This is a genomic window from Marinimicrobium sp. C2-29, assembly GCF_038419845.1.
Classification (GTDB): domain Bacteria; phylum Pseudomonadota; class Gammaproteobacteria; order Pseudomonadales; family Cellvibrionaceae; genus Marinimicrobium.
Window position 1 is genome coordinate 11964 of sequence record NZ_JBCAQT010000003.1, and the last position, 13534, is coordinate 25497.

The window sequence follows — 13534 nt, forward strand, 5'->3', positions numbered from 1 at the left end:
TGTCCAAGGGCGACCTTAGAGAGCTCAGAGAGGAGCACAAGGGGCTTTTGGATACCACCGAGAATGAGGTTCTTCCTTATTATGAAAATATTTTAAGTAACTCGGCCTGTATGATCGTTCTTGCTGATCGCCAGGGGCATGTACTCAATACCTGGGGACAGTCCCGGTTTGATAGTGCCTCCCGGCACGGCTTGGTGGATGGCAATCAGTGGGGCGAGCTGGGCGCGGGTACCAATGCCATAGGAACAGCCCTGGCCTCGGGGCACGCAATTCAAGTGGGGCGAGACGAGCACTTTTTGCGGGCGAACCGCTTCATGGTAGGCTCAGCCTCACCCATCTACGACTCCAGCAATGATCTGGTCGGGGTGCTGGATATCTCCTCCGATGCCTATCTCCCACAGGATCACACCCTGGGTATGGTGAAGCTCATGACGCTGAGCGTGGAAAATCGGTTGATTTTTTCAGCTTTCCAAAAAGAACACTTTCTGTTGATGTTCAACACCAATTTGGGCAGCTTGGATAGCCATTGGTCCGGGTTGCTGGGTGTGGATGAAAATGGTGTCATCGTTTCGGCCAACCGTCGTGCAGAAATCGTTCTCGCCCACAATCTAGCGCTGTTGCACATTAACCAGGTGTTTAATTGCGAAATGCGCGATATTAAACAGCAGCCACCCAGCCTTCCCATGGAGCTTGAGGCTATGGGTCGTTACCAGATGTATGTCAAGGTGATTCCGCCGCTTGCCCCCATTATGCGGGTGCCTGACTTCCGCTCCCACCCGGATTATGTAGCGCCAGATCAGGTGAGTCGAAAAGACAGAGAGCTTCAATATAGAGCCTTGTCGGTTGAGGCGCCTGAGACTCCCGCTTCCGAGTCCCAGGGTTCCAATGTGAGTGATACGCCCAAATCCATACCCGATATCCCCGAAAGTGTAATCCCCCTGGCGGACCTGGAGCACGGTGACAAACGAGTAGAGCGCCTGGTGCGCCAGGCGCACAAGATCATGGAGAAAGACATTCCCATTTTGATTCACGGGGAGACGGGTGTGGGCAAGGAGATATTGGTGCGCAGTCTGCATTACCACTCCAGTAGAGCCCGGGAAATGCTGGTGGCGGTCAACTGCGCAGCCATACCTTCCGAGTTGGTTGAGTCGGAGCTTTTCGGCTATGCCAAGGGGGCCTTTACCGGAGCCCAATCCCAAGGCTCCATTGGCTTGATCCGGCGTGCGCATAGAGGCACGCTGTTTCTGGACGAGATTGGCGAGATGCCCTTGACGGTTCAGTCCCGGCTGTTGCGTGTCCTGCAGGAGCGGGTGGTTACGCCTCTGGGGTCATCGGACACCTACCCGGTGGATACCAAACTGATCTCGGCCACCAACCGTGCCTTGAAAGAGGATGTGACCCGAGGTGAGTTTCGGCAGGATCTCTATTATCGGATTTCCGGTCTTAACGTGGAGTTGCCGCCGCTGCGCGAGCGGGCCGATCGGCGCAAATTGATTCTGTATGTGCACGAGCGTCTGAGGCGCGAGGAGCCGGGCCCCCCATTGAGCAACCAAATGTTGGAGCTCTTGGATCAACATCCCTGGCCGGGCAATGTCCGTCAGTTGGTGTTCGTACTCAAAGTGGGCATGGCCATGGCTGATGGGGATCCACTAGAGGACTCGCACTTGCCGGACGACTTCTATGACGAGTTGGCAGACAAGCGGCCCGTCGGCTTGAAAAAAGAGGCGGATGGCGAACCTTTGAAAGAGTTGATTCCCCGACTGTTCAAGCAATACCAGGGCAATGTTTCCCAGACCGCCCAGGCTGCGGGCGTCAGTCGCAATACGGTATACAAATACGCCCCCAGGGACGACAGCTTATGAACTTGCAACTGGGTGATGTTGGCCGACCGCTACCAGCGCCGCACTGCCAAGTGGGCGCGCGAAGCCGCGTTGCCGGCGGGCAAGAGCTTTGCCACGCTGGATCACCAGCGTCTGCAGTTGGGCAACAAGCCACTGCTGGCAAAGCTGCAGCAGGACAACGACTGGGCGCACCGGGCGGACAACGTCTTGTTGCCGGGCCCGAGCGGCACCGGCAAAACCCGCATCGCCGCCGCCCTGGGCGCCAACCTGATTGATGCCGGTATCCGCGTGAAGCTCTTCTCGGCCATCGTCCTGGTGCAACTGCTGCAGCAGGCCAAACAGCAGCTCGAGCTTCAGACTGCCATAACGCGGTTGGACAAGTACCGGGTGCTGATCATTGAGGACATCGGCTACGTGAAAAAGACCGAAGCGGAAACCTCTGTGCTGTTCGAGCTCATGGCAGCCTGATCATCACCGCCAACCAGCCGTTCAGCGCTTGGGACCAGATCTTCCCGGACAGCATGATGACGGTGGCGGCCATCGACCGGCTGATCCACCACGCCCACATACTGGAACTGGAGGGAGACAATTACCGCAAGCAGCAGCAACTGCAGCAAATCACCGCCAGCCAAACTGGCGGCCGCTCAACCGGCCAAGATAATTGACGCGGACCGGACAAAGTAGTTGACGTTAAACAGGTTCTCCGGGAAGCTGGAGACGAATTCGCTTCTGACCGGGTTGGGGAATTGCAGTCGCTTGTACTTGGGATGGCGGTTGAAGGCGAGAAAGACGCTGGAGAGGTTGCTCTTGTGGCGGTTGACGGTAGAGCCGGTGCGCTTTTGGGCCATCTCAAGCAGGATGTCGTCGATGTCTTCTGGGGTGACGTCGGTTACCAGCTTGTCTTTAAACTGCTTTTGCCAAAACCGGATTCGCCCGTGGGCGGATTTGTCTTTGATGAGTGTAGTGGCCAGGTACTCTTCGACCCATTCCGAGAATAGGGGAATGAGACAGCGGATCGTGCCTTTACTGGTTTCAATTTGGACGGCCTGTCTCAGGCTTAAGTCGTCGCCATAGGAAAGTTTTCGGGCGAGTGCGGTATCGGACTCGACGGTCTGGGCCCATTGCTTGGCTTTGGTCTTGGTGGGGAAGGTGGCGTACAGGTTTTTAAGATTGGTGCGGCGGACAATAGCTTGAAACTTGCCGCTCGGGAGCTTGCGAATGGTGGCCATGCTGGCTTCTCCTGGCATACCCTGAACAGCAGTGTGCTCAGAGTGTGCTCGTCAGTGATTGATAACAGTGTCAACCAACTATCAAACTGACGTGAGGAGAAAAATCGCGTTGCAAATCAATGACTTACAACGCTAAATTTGGCTCCGCCTGCTGGGCTCGAACCAGCGACCCAATGATTAACAGTCATTTGCTCTACCAACTGAGCTAAGGCGGAGTGGCGACTTCCTGTGTGGAAGTGGTGCGTATCCTATAGTCCCGGTTTATATCGGTCAACCCTTTTTGGCAAAATTTTTGTCGCCTCCCGGCGCGCTGGTGGTCTGCTGTCCATTTTGGTTGTTCTGTGTTCAGTTTTTGGGAAATCGCCGGGATTTTCAAGGGCTTATCCCCTATAATCGGGGGCATGCAAGAATCCAGAAGCGCCCCAACCGAGACCGATCCCAACCCCCTGCTCAGGCCGATCGAGACGGTTCTGCGTGCCTCCCAGGACGCCGCGCAGACCGAGTTCAGTCTGATCCAGACCCTGAAGGCCGAAGGCCTGGTGGCGCCGGATTACAGCCTCGCGCCCCTGACGCTGTTTCGGGTGCACTTTCAGGTGTTCAATGCCCTCCATCGCCTGCAGCCGGTCTTTGCCGAGCAGGGGCAGGCGTTGGTGATCTCGCCCCTGGCGATCTATCTGCGCCCGCTGGCGGAGGGAGAAGGGGCTCTGGCCGAGGCGGGCGATGCGGCGCTGCGCGATTTTTATCTGGATTGGGGGGAGTATGAGCGGGCCACGGGCGACAGTGTGGAGGCGCTGCTGTCCGATTTCTGGCGGTTGATGGGGCGCCGGGGCGAGCCGGGCGGCGACGAGCGCCAGGAGGCTCTGGCGGAGCTGGGGCTGGAGGATCCGGTGAGCCCGGAGTTGATCAAGCGGCGCTACCGGCGCCTGGCCATGGACCATCACCCCGATCGCGGCGGCTCCGAGGTCCGGTTGCAACGCATCAATGCGGCCATGGCGTTGCTGGAGCATCGTCGCTAGTGTCGATCCTCTGGTACAAACAGCAAGACGGCCAGCGCTATGAGGTGCGGCGCGCGGGCCAGAGCCTGCGGCTCTATACCAACGGCGTCTTTCACAGTCAGTACAACCCGGCCCAACCGGTGGCGGGGACCATCTGGGATCTGTTGTCGCTGCCGGCCTTCGCCCTGGCTCCCGGCCGACCCCGCCGGGTGCTGGTCCTGGGTGTGGGCGGCGGGGCGGTGATTCGCCAGCTCAACCACTTTTTCTCGCCCGACCTGATTGTCGGCATTGAATTGAACCCGGTGCATTTGATCCTGGCCCGGCGTTTTTTCGATGTGGAAGAAAAGAACGTCTGCCTGCTGGAGGCGGATGCCCTTGCATGGGTCGACGCCTATCGGGGGCCGGCGTTCGATCTGGTCATCGATGATCTGTTCGGTGACTCGCAGGGCGAACCCGAACGGGCGGTGTCGGCCGACCGGAATTGGAGCCGGGCGCTGCGCCGCTTGTTGGCCCCCGGAGGCATGCTGGTGATGAATTTTGACAGCGACGCGGGACTGAAACAATCGGCGCTCTGGTCGGACCCGGTGTTGCGGCGCCAGTGGACGGACCGGCAGCGATTCAGCACCCCGCGCTATGCCAACCAGATCGCGGTCTTTTATTTCGGCCGCCCTGACTGGGCCGCTTTTGAAGAGCGGCTGCAGTCACATCCTGAGCTGGACCAGCGACGTTCGGGGTGTCGGTTGACGTATCGTCGTCAACGGTTTTAATGAGGGGCAATTCAGGCGTTATCGGGAACTGTCAGGGGCGCAGGGCAAAGACACTGAATGAACCGTTATCCTTCAGAAGCTCGACCTGACCAAAGTAGTTCGCGGCGACTTTGCCCAGTGGAATAAACGAGTTCACCACAAAGAGGACGATGCCGCCCGGTGCCAGGTGGGCGCGGGCCTGCTGCAAAAACTGATGGGTCAGCTCACCGCTGACGCTGAAGCCTTGATGGAAGGGTGGGTTACACAGGACCACATCAAAGGTTTCATCGATGCTCCGGGCGCAATCATCGGCGATGACCGTCGCATCTATGCCATTGAACTCGGCGTTGTATCGGGCCATGGCAACGGCGGCGGCGTTGTTGTCGGTCATCACTCGGCGCTTGAGCGATTTCTCGCGGGTCATCAGGCCCAGGTAACCGTACCCGCAGCCAAGATCCAGCAGGGATTGCGGTTTGCGCTCGGCCATTAAGGCCCGGGCCTGGTCCCATAAAAACTCGCTGCCCTTGTCCACTTTCTGCCAGCCGAACAGTCCCGGTTTGCTGTAAAACGTCAGCCCTTCGGTTCCGACGATCCGCCGGGGAGTGGTGTAATCGCTGTCGTCCAGAGCGGGACCCAGGTCCCGGGCTCGCTCAAGGATGGCGGTGTAGACGCTGCCTTCCTTCTGCGATTTCTGCCGGATTCCCATCCGTTGGGCGGCCTTTTCAATGTAGGTTTTCGCTCCTTCGTTTTTCTGTCCACACAGAAACAGCTGGCCGCCGGGGGTGAGGATTCGCGCCGCCTCATTGATGATGTGGTGGACGACCGGCTTTTCCTTGGAGACCCGATAGAACACCTGACTCAGACTCTGGTCCGGGTAGGCGCTAAAATCGAAATCGCTGAATGCGCTTTTCAGGTTCGAAGCCTGGGCACTCTGGGCCAGGTCCACACGATTGCTGATGATCTGGAAATCTTCCGGGGCATGGAAGGAGCCGGCCGACTTGAGTGCCGCCGGGTCGTTTTCATCCAGGCACCAGAGGCTGCGCTCGCCTGCCCGGGTGTGAATCTGGTTCAGCAGCCAGCCGAGGGCGGGATCAGACACGGGTGATTTCCTCCGGTGTCAAAGCCCGGTAGTCGCCGGAGGCCAGGTCGGGGTCGAGTTCAATCCCGGCCACCGACTCCCGGTGCAGGGCGACAACGCGATTGCCCAGGGCGGCGAACATGCGTTTGACCTGATGATAGCGGCCTTCGTGCAGTGTCAGTCGCGCGCTGTGGGAGTCGATCACTTCCAGTGTGGCCGGGAGAGTGGGGGCGGGATCGTCCCGCAGGACCACGCCCTCGGCAAAGCGGGCGGCGGTATCGGCCGCAATCGGGTCGGCGGTGGTCACGCGATAGACTTTGGGGCACTGGCGTCTGGGCGAGGTGATCCGGTGGTTCCATTGGCCGTCGTCGGTGATCAGCAGCAGCCCGGTGGTGTCTTTATCCAGGCGGCCCACCAACTGCAAATCCGCCACCGCCTCGGGTGGCAGCAGATCGGTCACGCAGGGCTGGCTGGCGTCGGTGCGGGCACAGACGTACTCGGCCGGCTTGTGCAGCATCCAGTAGCGGGGCCCGGCCGGCGCCAGGGGTTGCCCATCCAGGCTGACCCGGTCGTCATCCCCAATCTTAATGGAAGCGCTACGCGCGATGTCGTCGTTGACGCTGATGCGCTTCTCGCGCAGGGCGTAGCCCACCTCCCGGCGTGACAGGGATGAACACTGGCTGACGTACTTATCCAGGCGCATGGCTAACGGGAGCCGGTGGAAACGGCGGGGCTGGGATCAATGCCCAATGCTTTTCTCGCCGGAATCCACGGTCTGATAAATCAGGGTGTTGATGGTCATGGGGCCCACGCCGCCGGGAACAGGGGTGTAGGCCGCAACCCGCTCGGTCAGAGGTCCCAGCTCGATATCGCCGACTTTTTCCGGGTGGAAACCGGCGTCGACCACAACCGCATTGTCCTTGATCCAGTCAGCCTTGATGAATTCGGGTTTGCCCACCGCACCGATGACAATGTCCGCCTGACCGATCAGCTCGGGCAAGTTTTTGGTGCGCGAATGGCAGATGGTGACGGTGGCGTTGGCGTTGAGCAGCATCATGGCCATGGGCTTGCCCAGAATCGGGCTGCGGCCCACCACCACGGCGTGTTTTCCTTCCAGCGGAATCTCGTAGGCTTCCAGCAGGCGCATGATGCCCTTGGGGGTCGCGCAGCCGTAGGCAGCCTCGCCCATGCTCATGCGGCCGAAGCCCAGGCAGGTCACCCCGTCTACATCCTTCTCCAGGCTGATGGCATCGAAGCAGAGGCGCTCGTCTACCTGCTCGGGCACCGGATGTTGCAGCAGGATGCCGTGTACATTCGGGTCGTTGTTGAGTTCGTCAATCTTGGCCAGCAGCTCCTCAGTGGTGGTGCTGGAGGGCAGCTCGACCCGCATGGACTCCATGCCGATGCGTTCACAGGCATTGCCTTTCATTCGGACGTAGGTGGCCGAAGCGGGATCGTCGCCCACCAGAATGGTGGCCAGGATGGGGGCCTGGCCGCCGCTGCGAGCTTTCAGGTCGGTCACCCGTTGGGCGAGTTCCTGCTCGGTTTTCTTGGCGAGTGCTTTACCGTCGAGTAGCTGTGCGGGCATGGACCGAATTCCTCGTGCTTGCTGTCAGAAAGAGGTGCCATTGTCCCACAGGGCGGCGAGGGCGCCAAGCCGCAAGGGCGCGAATCACACTCTCGTGCTTGCCTTTTACAAAGACTGGACAGAAAGGGGTTGGGAGTTTGGGCAAGGGGGGGCTGACGGGGATCGAACCCGCGAAACGGAACCCATCGAAGGGGAGTGCGTTCCGGCAGATCACGCAAGGATCCATGAGCTGGCCGGCCCCCTTTCATCCACAGGACTGTGAATGAAGGTTTCCCTGGCGGCGGAAACCTCCGGCCTTCAATAGCTCACGGTACGCGTTAGAGGTCGAAATGCGTGCCCGGGTGAGCGGCTTTACAGATTTCCAGGAAGGCATTGGCCTCCAGCGAAGCTCCGCCAACCAGACCTCCGTCAACGTCCTTTTGAGAGAAAAGGGTTTGGGCATTGGCTGCGTTGACGCTGCCGCCATAGAGTATGTGAAGTTGATTGGCTATTGCGGCATCGTGCCCGGCTAGAATCCGACGAATCTGTGCATGAACCGCCTGAGCCTGTTCCGGTGTGGCGGTTTCGCCAGTCCCGATTGCCCATACGGGTTCATAGGCGATCACAGCATTGGCAAAACCCTGTATGCCGACGCGGTCCAGCACTGTCTGTACCTGTGTCGAAACCACTGACTCGCTTTCGCCGCGTTGACGATGTTCGAGCGTTTCGCCGACGCAGAGCACAGGCGTGAGCTCTGCTTTCAGAACTGCCTCAAACTTGGCGGTTACCTGGTCATTGCTTTCCTGGCAAAGAAGACGGCGTTCGGAATGGCCCAGCAGAATATAGCGACATCCGAATTCCCGCAGCATTGCTGCAGAGACTTCGCCCGTGTAGGCGCCGGCCTCGAAGGCACTGACGTTTTGAGCACCCAGGTTAATCCGGCTCTGTGAGAGGTGGTCGCTCACTTGTGGCAGATAAGGGAAAGGTGGACAAATGCCCACTTCCAGGTACTCAAGGGTGTCGAGTTTTGTGAGCAGCTGATTGAGAAGCCTGGCATTTTTTTCCAGACTGCCATTCATTTTCCAGTTTGCTATTACCAGAGGTGCGGGCATAGTGGATCTCCGTCGTTGAATCGTTATGCCCCATGTCTTCGAGCGACTTAAGGCCGGAAAGTATCTGGTAGTAGTTGAGGGTTGGGTTATGTTCGTTTCCGGCACCATGTCACCATAAAACGAACAAAAACAACCATGAACGAAATATATTTTGTGGTTCTCCCTAAGTTGTTGTTTTTGGCAGGTTAATGCCAGTAAGCGGATAGAGGAGGCCGGCTGGATGCACCGGTTCGGGAGTGCGGTCGGCGGTGGTTGAGAGTGGCCGGGAGGCGGGCTGAACGAGGTGGAGGTTAGAAGAGATGGAGGTTTACATGGTGTTGGGCAAGAATGGTTTCTATCCCCACCGGGGGCGCGGCGTCTGTAAAAAATGGTCCGTCTGGCTGATGTTGCCGAAGCGAACCATGGCATTGCGTTCGAACTTGGAGTGAGCAGCCGCCAGTAGTACCTGGCGCGAGTTTTCGATGATCGCCTGCGCCACACGCACTACTCGGTAGTCAAAATCCAAAAGTGAACTTTCTAGATCAATGCTGCTGATGCCGATTATGCCAAAATCCATACGGAACTGTTTGATAAAATCCTCGGTGGCTTCCCCGATGACTCCGCTATCCCTGTGCCTGACTTCGCCTCCGGCAATAACGACGGAAAAATCCTCTTTGGCGCCGAGAATCATAGCGACATGCAGGTTGTTGGTAACCACCTGTAGGCCTTTATGGCCCAGCAGAGCCTGCGCGATGGTTTCGGTGGTGGTGCCGATGTTGATGAACAGCGAGGCGCCATCAGGGATCATGCGCACCAGTTCGGCGGCAATCTTTTCCTTGGTTTCCGGGTGCATGATTTTTCGAGTCTGGTAAGCGGTATTGACCGTGCTGGTCTCCAGGTCTGCACCACCGTGGTGCCGGCGTATTTTCTGCGCTTTCGCAAGGTGGTTCAGGTCGCGACGGATGGTCTGTGGTGTGACCTGGAAGTGATCTACCAGCTCGTCAATGGTGACGAAGCCATTCCGGTGTATTTTCTCAAGAATAAGATCTTGTCGCTGGTGTTGTGTCATTGGCCCTGGTCGCCCTCGTTGAAAGTGCTCTGGTTAAAGGCATACCGTATTCTTGCCCGGCGTTTTAGTACCACAATAGTATATCAATGCCATGCGGGTTGGGGGAGTTGACTGATCATCGAGCTCCAAATTTGAAGAAATAGAAAAAATATTGGCAAATTTTTTAAAATGTGCTAAAACGAACAGAAACGAACATAGAGTTCGCGTATGCCGTGAGCAGTTTCACTTAGGAGAAAACACCACGGTGCCTTTTCTGGAGGAACTCTTCGGCACGATGATCCCCATCATTTTTGGTGGCGGCGTCGGCATCCGGCACCCGAGCAAAAATGAAGAGCGCAGCAGAACGACCCGTAACAGGTAGCCACAACTAACAACCCTTGTCTGACCCAAACGAGGTAACACCCCATGGAAAAACAGTACATCCTGTCGTTCGACCAGGGCACTACCAGCTGCCGCGCCATCCTCTTCGACCGCGAGGCGCAGATCGTCGGGGTCGCCCAGAAAGAGTTCACTCAATATTACCCAACCCCTGGCTGGGTGGAGCATGACGCCATGGAGATCTGGGGCAGCCAGATGGGGGTGGCCCGCGAGGTGCTGGAGACCCACGGTATCAAGCCCTCCGAAGTGGCGGCCATCGGCATCACCAACCAGCGCGAGACTACGGTGGTGTGGGATCGTCACACCGGCAAGCCCATCCACAACGCCATCGTCTGGCAGGATCGGCGTACCGCTCCGCTGTGTGACGAGCTCAAGGCGCGAGGCCTGGAGTATTACATCCGTGAGGCTACCGGCCTGGTGGCGGATGCCTATTTTTCCGGCACCAAGATCCGCTGGCTTCTCGACAACGTCGAGGGCGCCCGGGAGAAGGCTGAGCGCGGCGACCTGCTGTTTGGCACTATGGATACCTGGCTGGTATGGAACCTGACTCGCGGCGAGCGTCATGTGACCGACTACAGCAACGCCTCGCGGACGCTTCTCTACAATATCCGCACCCTGGAGTGGGACAAGCGCATGCTTGAGGAGCTAAATGTTCCGGAATCCATGCTTCCTGAGGTCCGCCCCTCCAGCGAGGTCTACGGAACCACGGGGGCCGAGATGTTCGGCGGTGCCCGTGTCCCCATCGCTGGCATGGCCGGCGATCAGCAATCTGCCCTGTTCGGGCAGGCTTGCTTCGAGAAGGGGATGGTCAAGAACACCTATGGCACCGGTTGCTTCTTGCTGATGAATACCGGCGAGACCCCTGTAACATCGAAGTCCGGCCTGCTGACCACCATCGCCTGGGGCGTGGACGGCAAGGTTTACTACGCTCTGGAGGGCTCCATCTTCATCGCCGGGGCGGCCTTGCAGTGGCTGCGCGACGAGATCAAGCTCATCGATTCGGCCGAGGACTCGGAGTACTACGCCAGCAAGGTGGAGGACGCTGACGGGGTCTACGTGGTGCCGGCCTTCGCCGGGCTGGGCGCGCCCTACTGGGACATGTATGCGCGTGGTGCGATCTTCGGGATCACCCGCGGCACCCGCAAGGAACACATCATCCGGGCCACGCTGGATTCGCTTGCCTACCAAACCAGGGATGTCATCGATGCGATGCAGGCCGATTCCGAGATCACGATGAAGTCCCTGCGCGTGGACGGGGGTGCCGTGGCCAACAATGTCATGATGCAGTTCCAGGCGGACATGCTTGGGGTCAACGTCGACCGCCCGCAGGTCACGGAAACCACCGCCTTGGGCGCGGCCTATCTGGCCGGCATTGCCGTGAGTCTATGGTCCCAGGAAGAGGTGGTCGGCAAGGGTGTTCTCGAGCGCACCTTCGGGCCCCAGATGGACGTCGTCAGCCGCGAGCGCCTCTACAAGCGCTGGAAGAAGGCCGTCCGGCGCACCATGGACTGGGAGCGGGACGAGGAGGAGTGATCCTTTCGTTAGCATTTATTTCCCCGGAGCGCCCGCCAGGATTGTGTCGGTGTCCTCCGGACAGAACCTTATCCACCCATGAAGGGGGTCTTCATGCAATTGCGCGATAGCAATATCGAGAAACTTTCAAGTGAGATCTTTGATGTCCTGGTTATCGGCGGAGGCATCAACGGCGCTTCAGCGGCCGCCGCTTTGGCCGGCCAAGGCGTCAAGGTGGGTTTGATCGACCGCGGCGACTTCGCCGGCGAGACCAGCATGCACTCCTCCAATCTGGTATGGGGTGGCATCAAGTACATGGAGAGCTACGACTTCGCCCTGGTGCGCAAGCTGTGCAAAAGCCGCAATCACCTAATCAAGAGCTTCCCTTCCACGGTCCAGGAGATCCGTTTCCTGACCACCATCGCCAAGGGATTTCGCTATCATCCACGCTATCTCTGGGCGGGCAGCTGGCTTTACTGGCTGATGGGCAACGGCTTCACGCGGATTCCTCGCTTCCTGACTCCTTCTGCCATCACGGACCGGGAGGTGATCATCGATACCCGGGATTCCATAGGAGGCTTCGAGTACTCCGACGCCTATCTGCACGACAATGACGCCCGTTTCGTCTTCAACTTCGTGCGCACCGCGCTAAACTACGGGGCCATGGCGGCCAACTATGTCGAGTCGTTGGGAGCACGGCGTGAAAAGGGTGTCTGGGTCACGCGTGCTCGCAACGTCATGAATGACGACAACTTTGAGATCCGCTCCAGGGTGTTGATCAACGCTGCGGGCCCCTGGGTCGACCAGCACAATGAATTGACCGGGCAGAAGGCGGGGCACCAGCACGTCTACTCCAAGGGTATCCATCTGATCGTGCCACGCCTGACCGAGAACAAACGCGTGCTGGCGTTCTTCGCCGACGATGGACGTCTGTTCTTCGTCATACCCATGGGGCAGCGCACCTGCATCGGTACCACCGATACCCGAGTGGAGAACCCCGAGGTGCATGTCACCGAAGAGGATACCCAGTTCGTGCTGGACAACATCAACAAGCGTCTGCAGCTGGAGAAGCCGCTGGGCAGGGAGGATATCATTGCCACCCGCTGCGGAGTGCGTCCACTCGCGGTCAAGGCCCGCGTGGGTGGGGGGCGTGACTTTCTGCAACTCTCGCGCAAGCACGCTATCGATACCGACGACGCCAAGGCCCATATCAGCATCTTCGGCGGCAAGCTCACCGACTGCCTGAATGTCGGGGAAGAGATCGTCAGGGAAGTGGCGCGGCTCGGGGTCTCGGTGCCCTATCCGGGCTATCGCTGGTACGGCGAACCCTCGGAATCGGTCAGGATGGAGTTTCTTCATCAGGCTGAACTGATGGGTCTTGACGACATGGCCTCGCCGGAGGCCTCCGAGCCCCTGACCGCCCGCTTGTGGCGACGTTACGGCACTCACGCTCTCGACATGCTCGAGGAGATCCGTGAGGACCCGCGTCAGGGCGAGCTGCTAATCGAGGGTACCGAGTATCTGCGCTGCGAACTCGGTCAGGCACAGCGTCGCGAGATGATCACCCGGCTTGAGGACTTTCTGCGTCGTCGTTCGAAGATCTCCTTGATGGTCAGTAACGAAAGGATCCGTCAGTCCCCGGGGCTGATGGAGGCTTGCGAGATTCTCTTCGGCGATTGGGCTCAGGAACGCTTCGATGAGTACTTCGCCGAGCCCCTCGAGTGGACCACCGAAAGGCTCAGTCTCGAGGCCGAGGCCGACAATCCTGCTCACTCTGAGTCACTGAACTGGTAGGGCACGGGGCTGAGGCATACTGAAAACCCGTCGAAACGACGGGACGGGGTGTGCACCGGCCTCGCAGCTCGCCTCTACTCGGTAGAGTTCAGCACTTCATTCAAGTGCCGCAGATTCTTTTTCACGTTGACCTCCTTACTGGGGGGGGGGATAGCACGAGTTCACCTCGCGCGACTATATCGGGGTACGGCGAGTGCTCAGCACCTGTGGATTCGCTCAGTAGAACCTGTCGAT

Annotated in this window: 11 protein-coding genes, 1 tRNA gene and 1 pseudogene; 6 read left to right on the plus strand and 7 right to left on the minus strand. The window is 58.9% G+C overall.

Going from position 1 to position 13534, the window contains the following annotated elements; all coding sequences use genetic code 11:
- Positions 1-110: 110 nt before the first annotated feature.
- Positions 111-1862, plus strand: coding sequence for a sigma-54-dependent Fis family transcriptional regulator (locus AAE484_RS03575; RefSeq protein WP_341936966.1), 1752 nt, complete (start codon positions 111-113; stop codon positions 1860-1862).
- 15 nt (positions 1863-1877) lie between these two features.
- Positions 1878-2506 (plus strand): annotated as a pseudogene (locus AAE484_RS03580) (ATP-binding protein).
- Here the strand turns inward: AAE484_RS03580 and AAE484_RS03585 are convergent.
- Both AAE484_RS03585 and AAE484_RS03590 read right to left on the minus strand, forming a co-directional pair.
- Positions 2486-3070: a hypothetical protein gene (locus tag AAE484_RS03585; RefSeq protein ID WP_341936967.1), complete on the minus strand. Its 585-nt coding sequence runs from the start codon at positions 3068-3070 to the stop codon at positions 2486-2488. The pseudogene AAE484_RS03580 and the gene AAE484_RS03585 sit on opposite strands and share 21 nt — an antisense overlap.
- Before the next feature lie 139 nt (positions 3071-3209).
- Positions 3210-3285: transfer RNA gene (locus AAE484_RS03590), tRNA-Asn, on the minus strand.
- 186 nt (positions 3286-3471) lie between these two features.
- Between AAE484_RS03590 and AAE484_RS03595 the strand changes: the two genes are divergently transcribed.
- Positions 3472-4086, plus strand: a complete 615-nt coding sequence (locus AAE484_RS03595) for a DNA-J related domain-containing protein (RefSeq protein WP_341936968.1) — start codon at positions 3472-3474, stop codon at positions 4084-4086.
- Positions 4086-4832, plus strand: a complete 747-nt coding sequence (locus tag AAE484_RS03600) for a spermidine synthase (protein ID WP_341936969.1) — start codon at positions 4086-4088, stop codon at positions 4830-4832. Before AAE484_RS03595 ends, AAE484_RS03600 begins: the two co-directional genes overlap by 1 nt.
- A 31-nt stretch (positions 4833-4863) precedes the next feature.
- Here AAE484_RS03600 and AAE484_RS03605 read toward each other — a convergent pair whose 3' ends face one another.
- The 5 genes from AAE484_RS03605 to AAE484_RS03625 form a co-directional block, all read right to left on the minus strand.
- On the minus strand, positions 4864-5910 hold the full coding sequence (locus tag AAE484_RS03605) for a methyltransferase (RefSeq protein ID WP_341936970.1): 1047 nt from the start codon (positions 5908-5910) through the stop codon (positions 4864-4866).
- The gene (rsuA, locus tag AAE484_RS03610) at positions 5903-6592 is read right to left on the minus strand and encodes a 16S rRNA pseudouridine(516) synthase RsuA (RefSeq protein ID WP_341936971.1); all 690 of its coding nucleotides are present in this window, start codon (positions 6590-6592) and stop codon (positions 5903-5905) included. Before rsuA ends, AAE484_RS03605 begins: the two co-directional genes overlap by 8 nt.
- A gap of 36 nt (positions 6593-6628) precedes the next feature.
- On the minus strand, positions 6629-7477 hold the full coding sequence (gene folD / locus AAE484_RS03615) for a bifunctional methylenetetrahydrofolate dehydrogenase/methenyltetrahydrofolate cyclohydrolase FolD (protein WP_341936972.1): 849 nt from the start codon (positions 7475-7477) through the stop codon (positions 6629-6631).
- 317 nt (positions 7478-7794) lie between these two features.
- Complete coding sequence (tpiA, locus tag AAE484_RS03620) at positions 7795-8568, minus strand: triose-phosphate isomerase (RefSeq protein ID WP_341936973.1); 774 nt, start codon at positions 8566-8568, stop codon at positions 7795-7797.
- Positions 8569-8902: 334 nt separating this feature from the next.
- Positions 8903-9616 (minus strand): DeoR family transcriptional regulator, encoded by a 714-nt coding sequence (locus tag AAE484_RS03625; RefSeq protein ID WP_445928824.1) that lies wholly within the window; start codon positions 9614-9616, stop codon positions 8903-8905.
- A gap of 405 nt (positions 9617-10021) precedes the next feature.
- Between AAE484_RS03625 and glpK the strand changes: the two genes are divergently transcribed.
- Both glpK and AAE484_RS03635 read left to right on the plus strand, forming a co-directional pair.
- Positions 10022-11527: a glycerol kinase GlpK gene (gene glpK, locus AAE484_RS03630; RefSeq protein ID WP_341936974.1), complete on the plus strand. Its 1506-nt coding sequence runs from the start codon at positions 10022-10024 to the stop codon at positions 11525-11527.
- A gap of 93 nt (positions 11528-11620) precedes the next feature.
- Positions 11621-13300 (plus strand): glycerol-3-phosphate dehydrogenase/oxidase, encoded by a 1680-nt coding sequence (locus AAE484_RS03635; protein ID WP_341936975.1) that lies wholly within the window; start codon positions 11621-11623, stop codon positions 13298-13300.
- Positions 13301-13534: the final 234 nt, after the last annotated feature.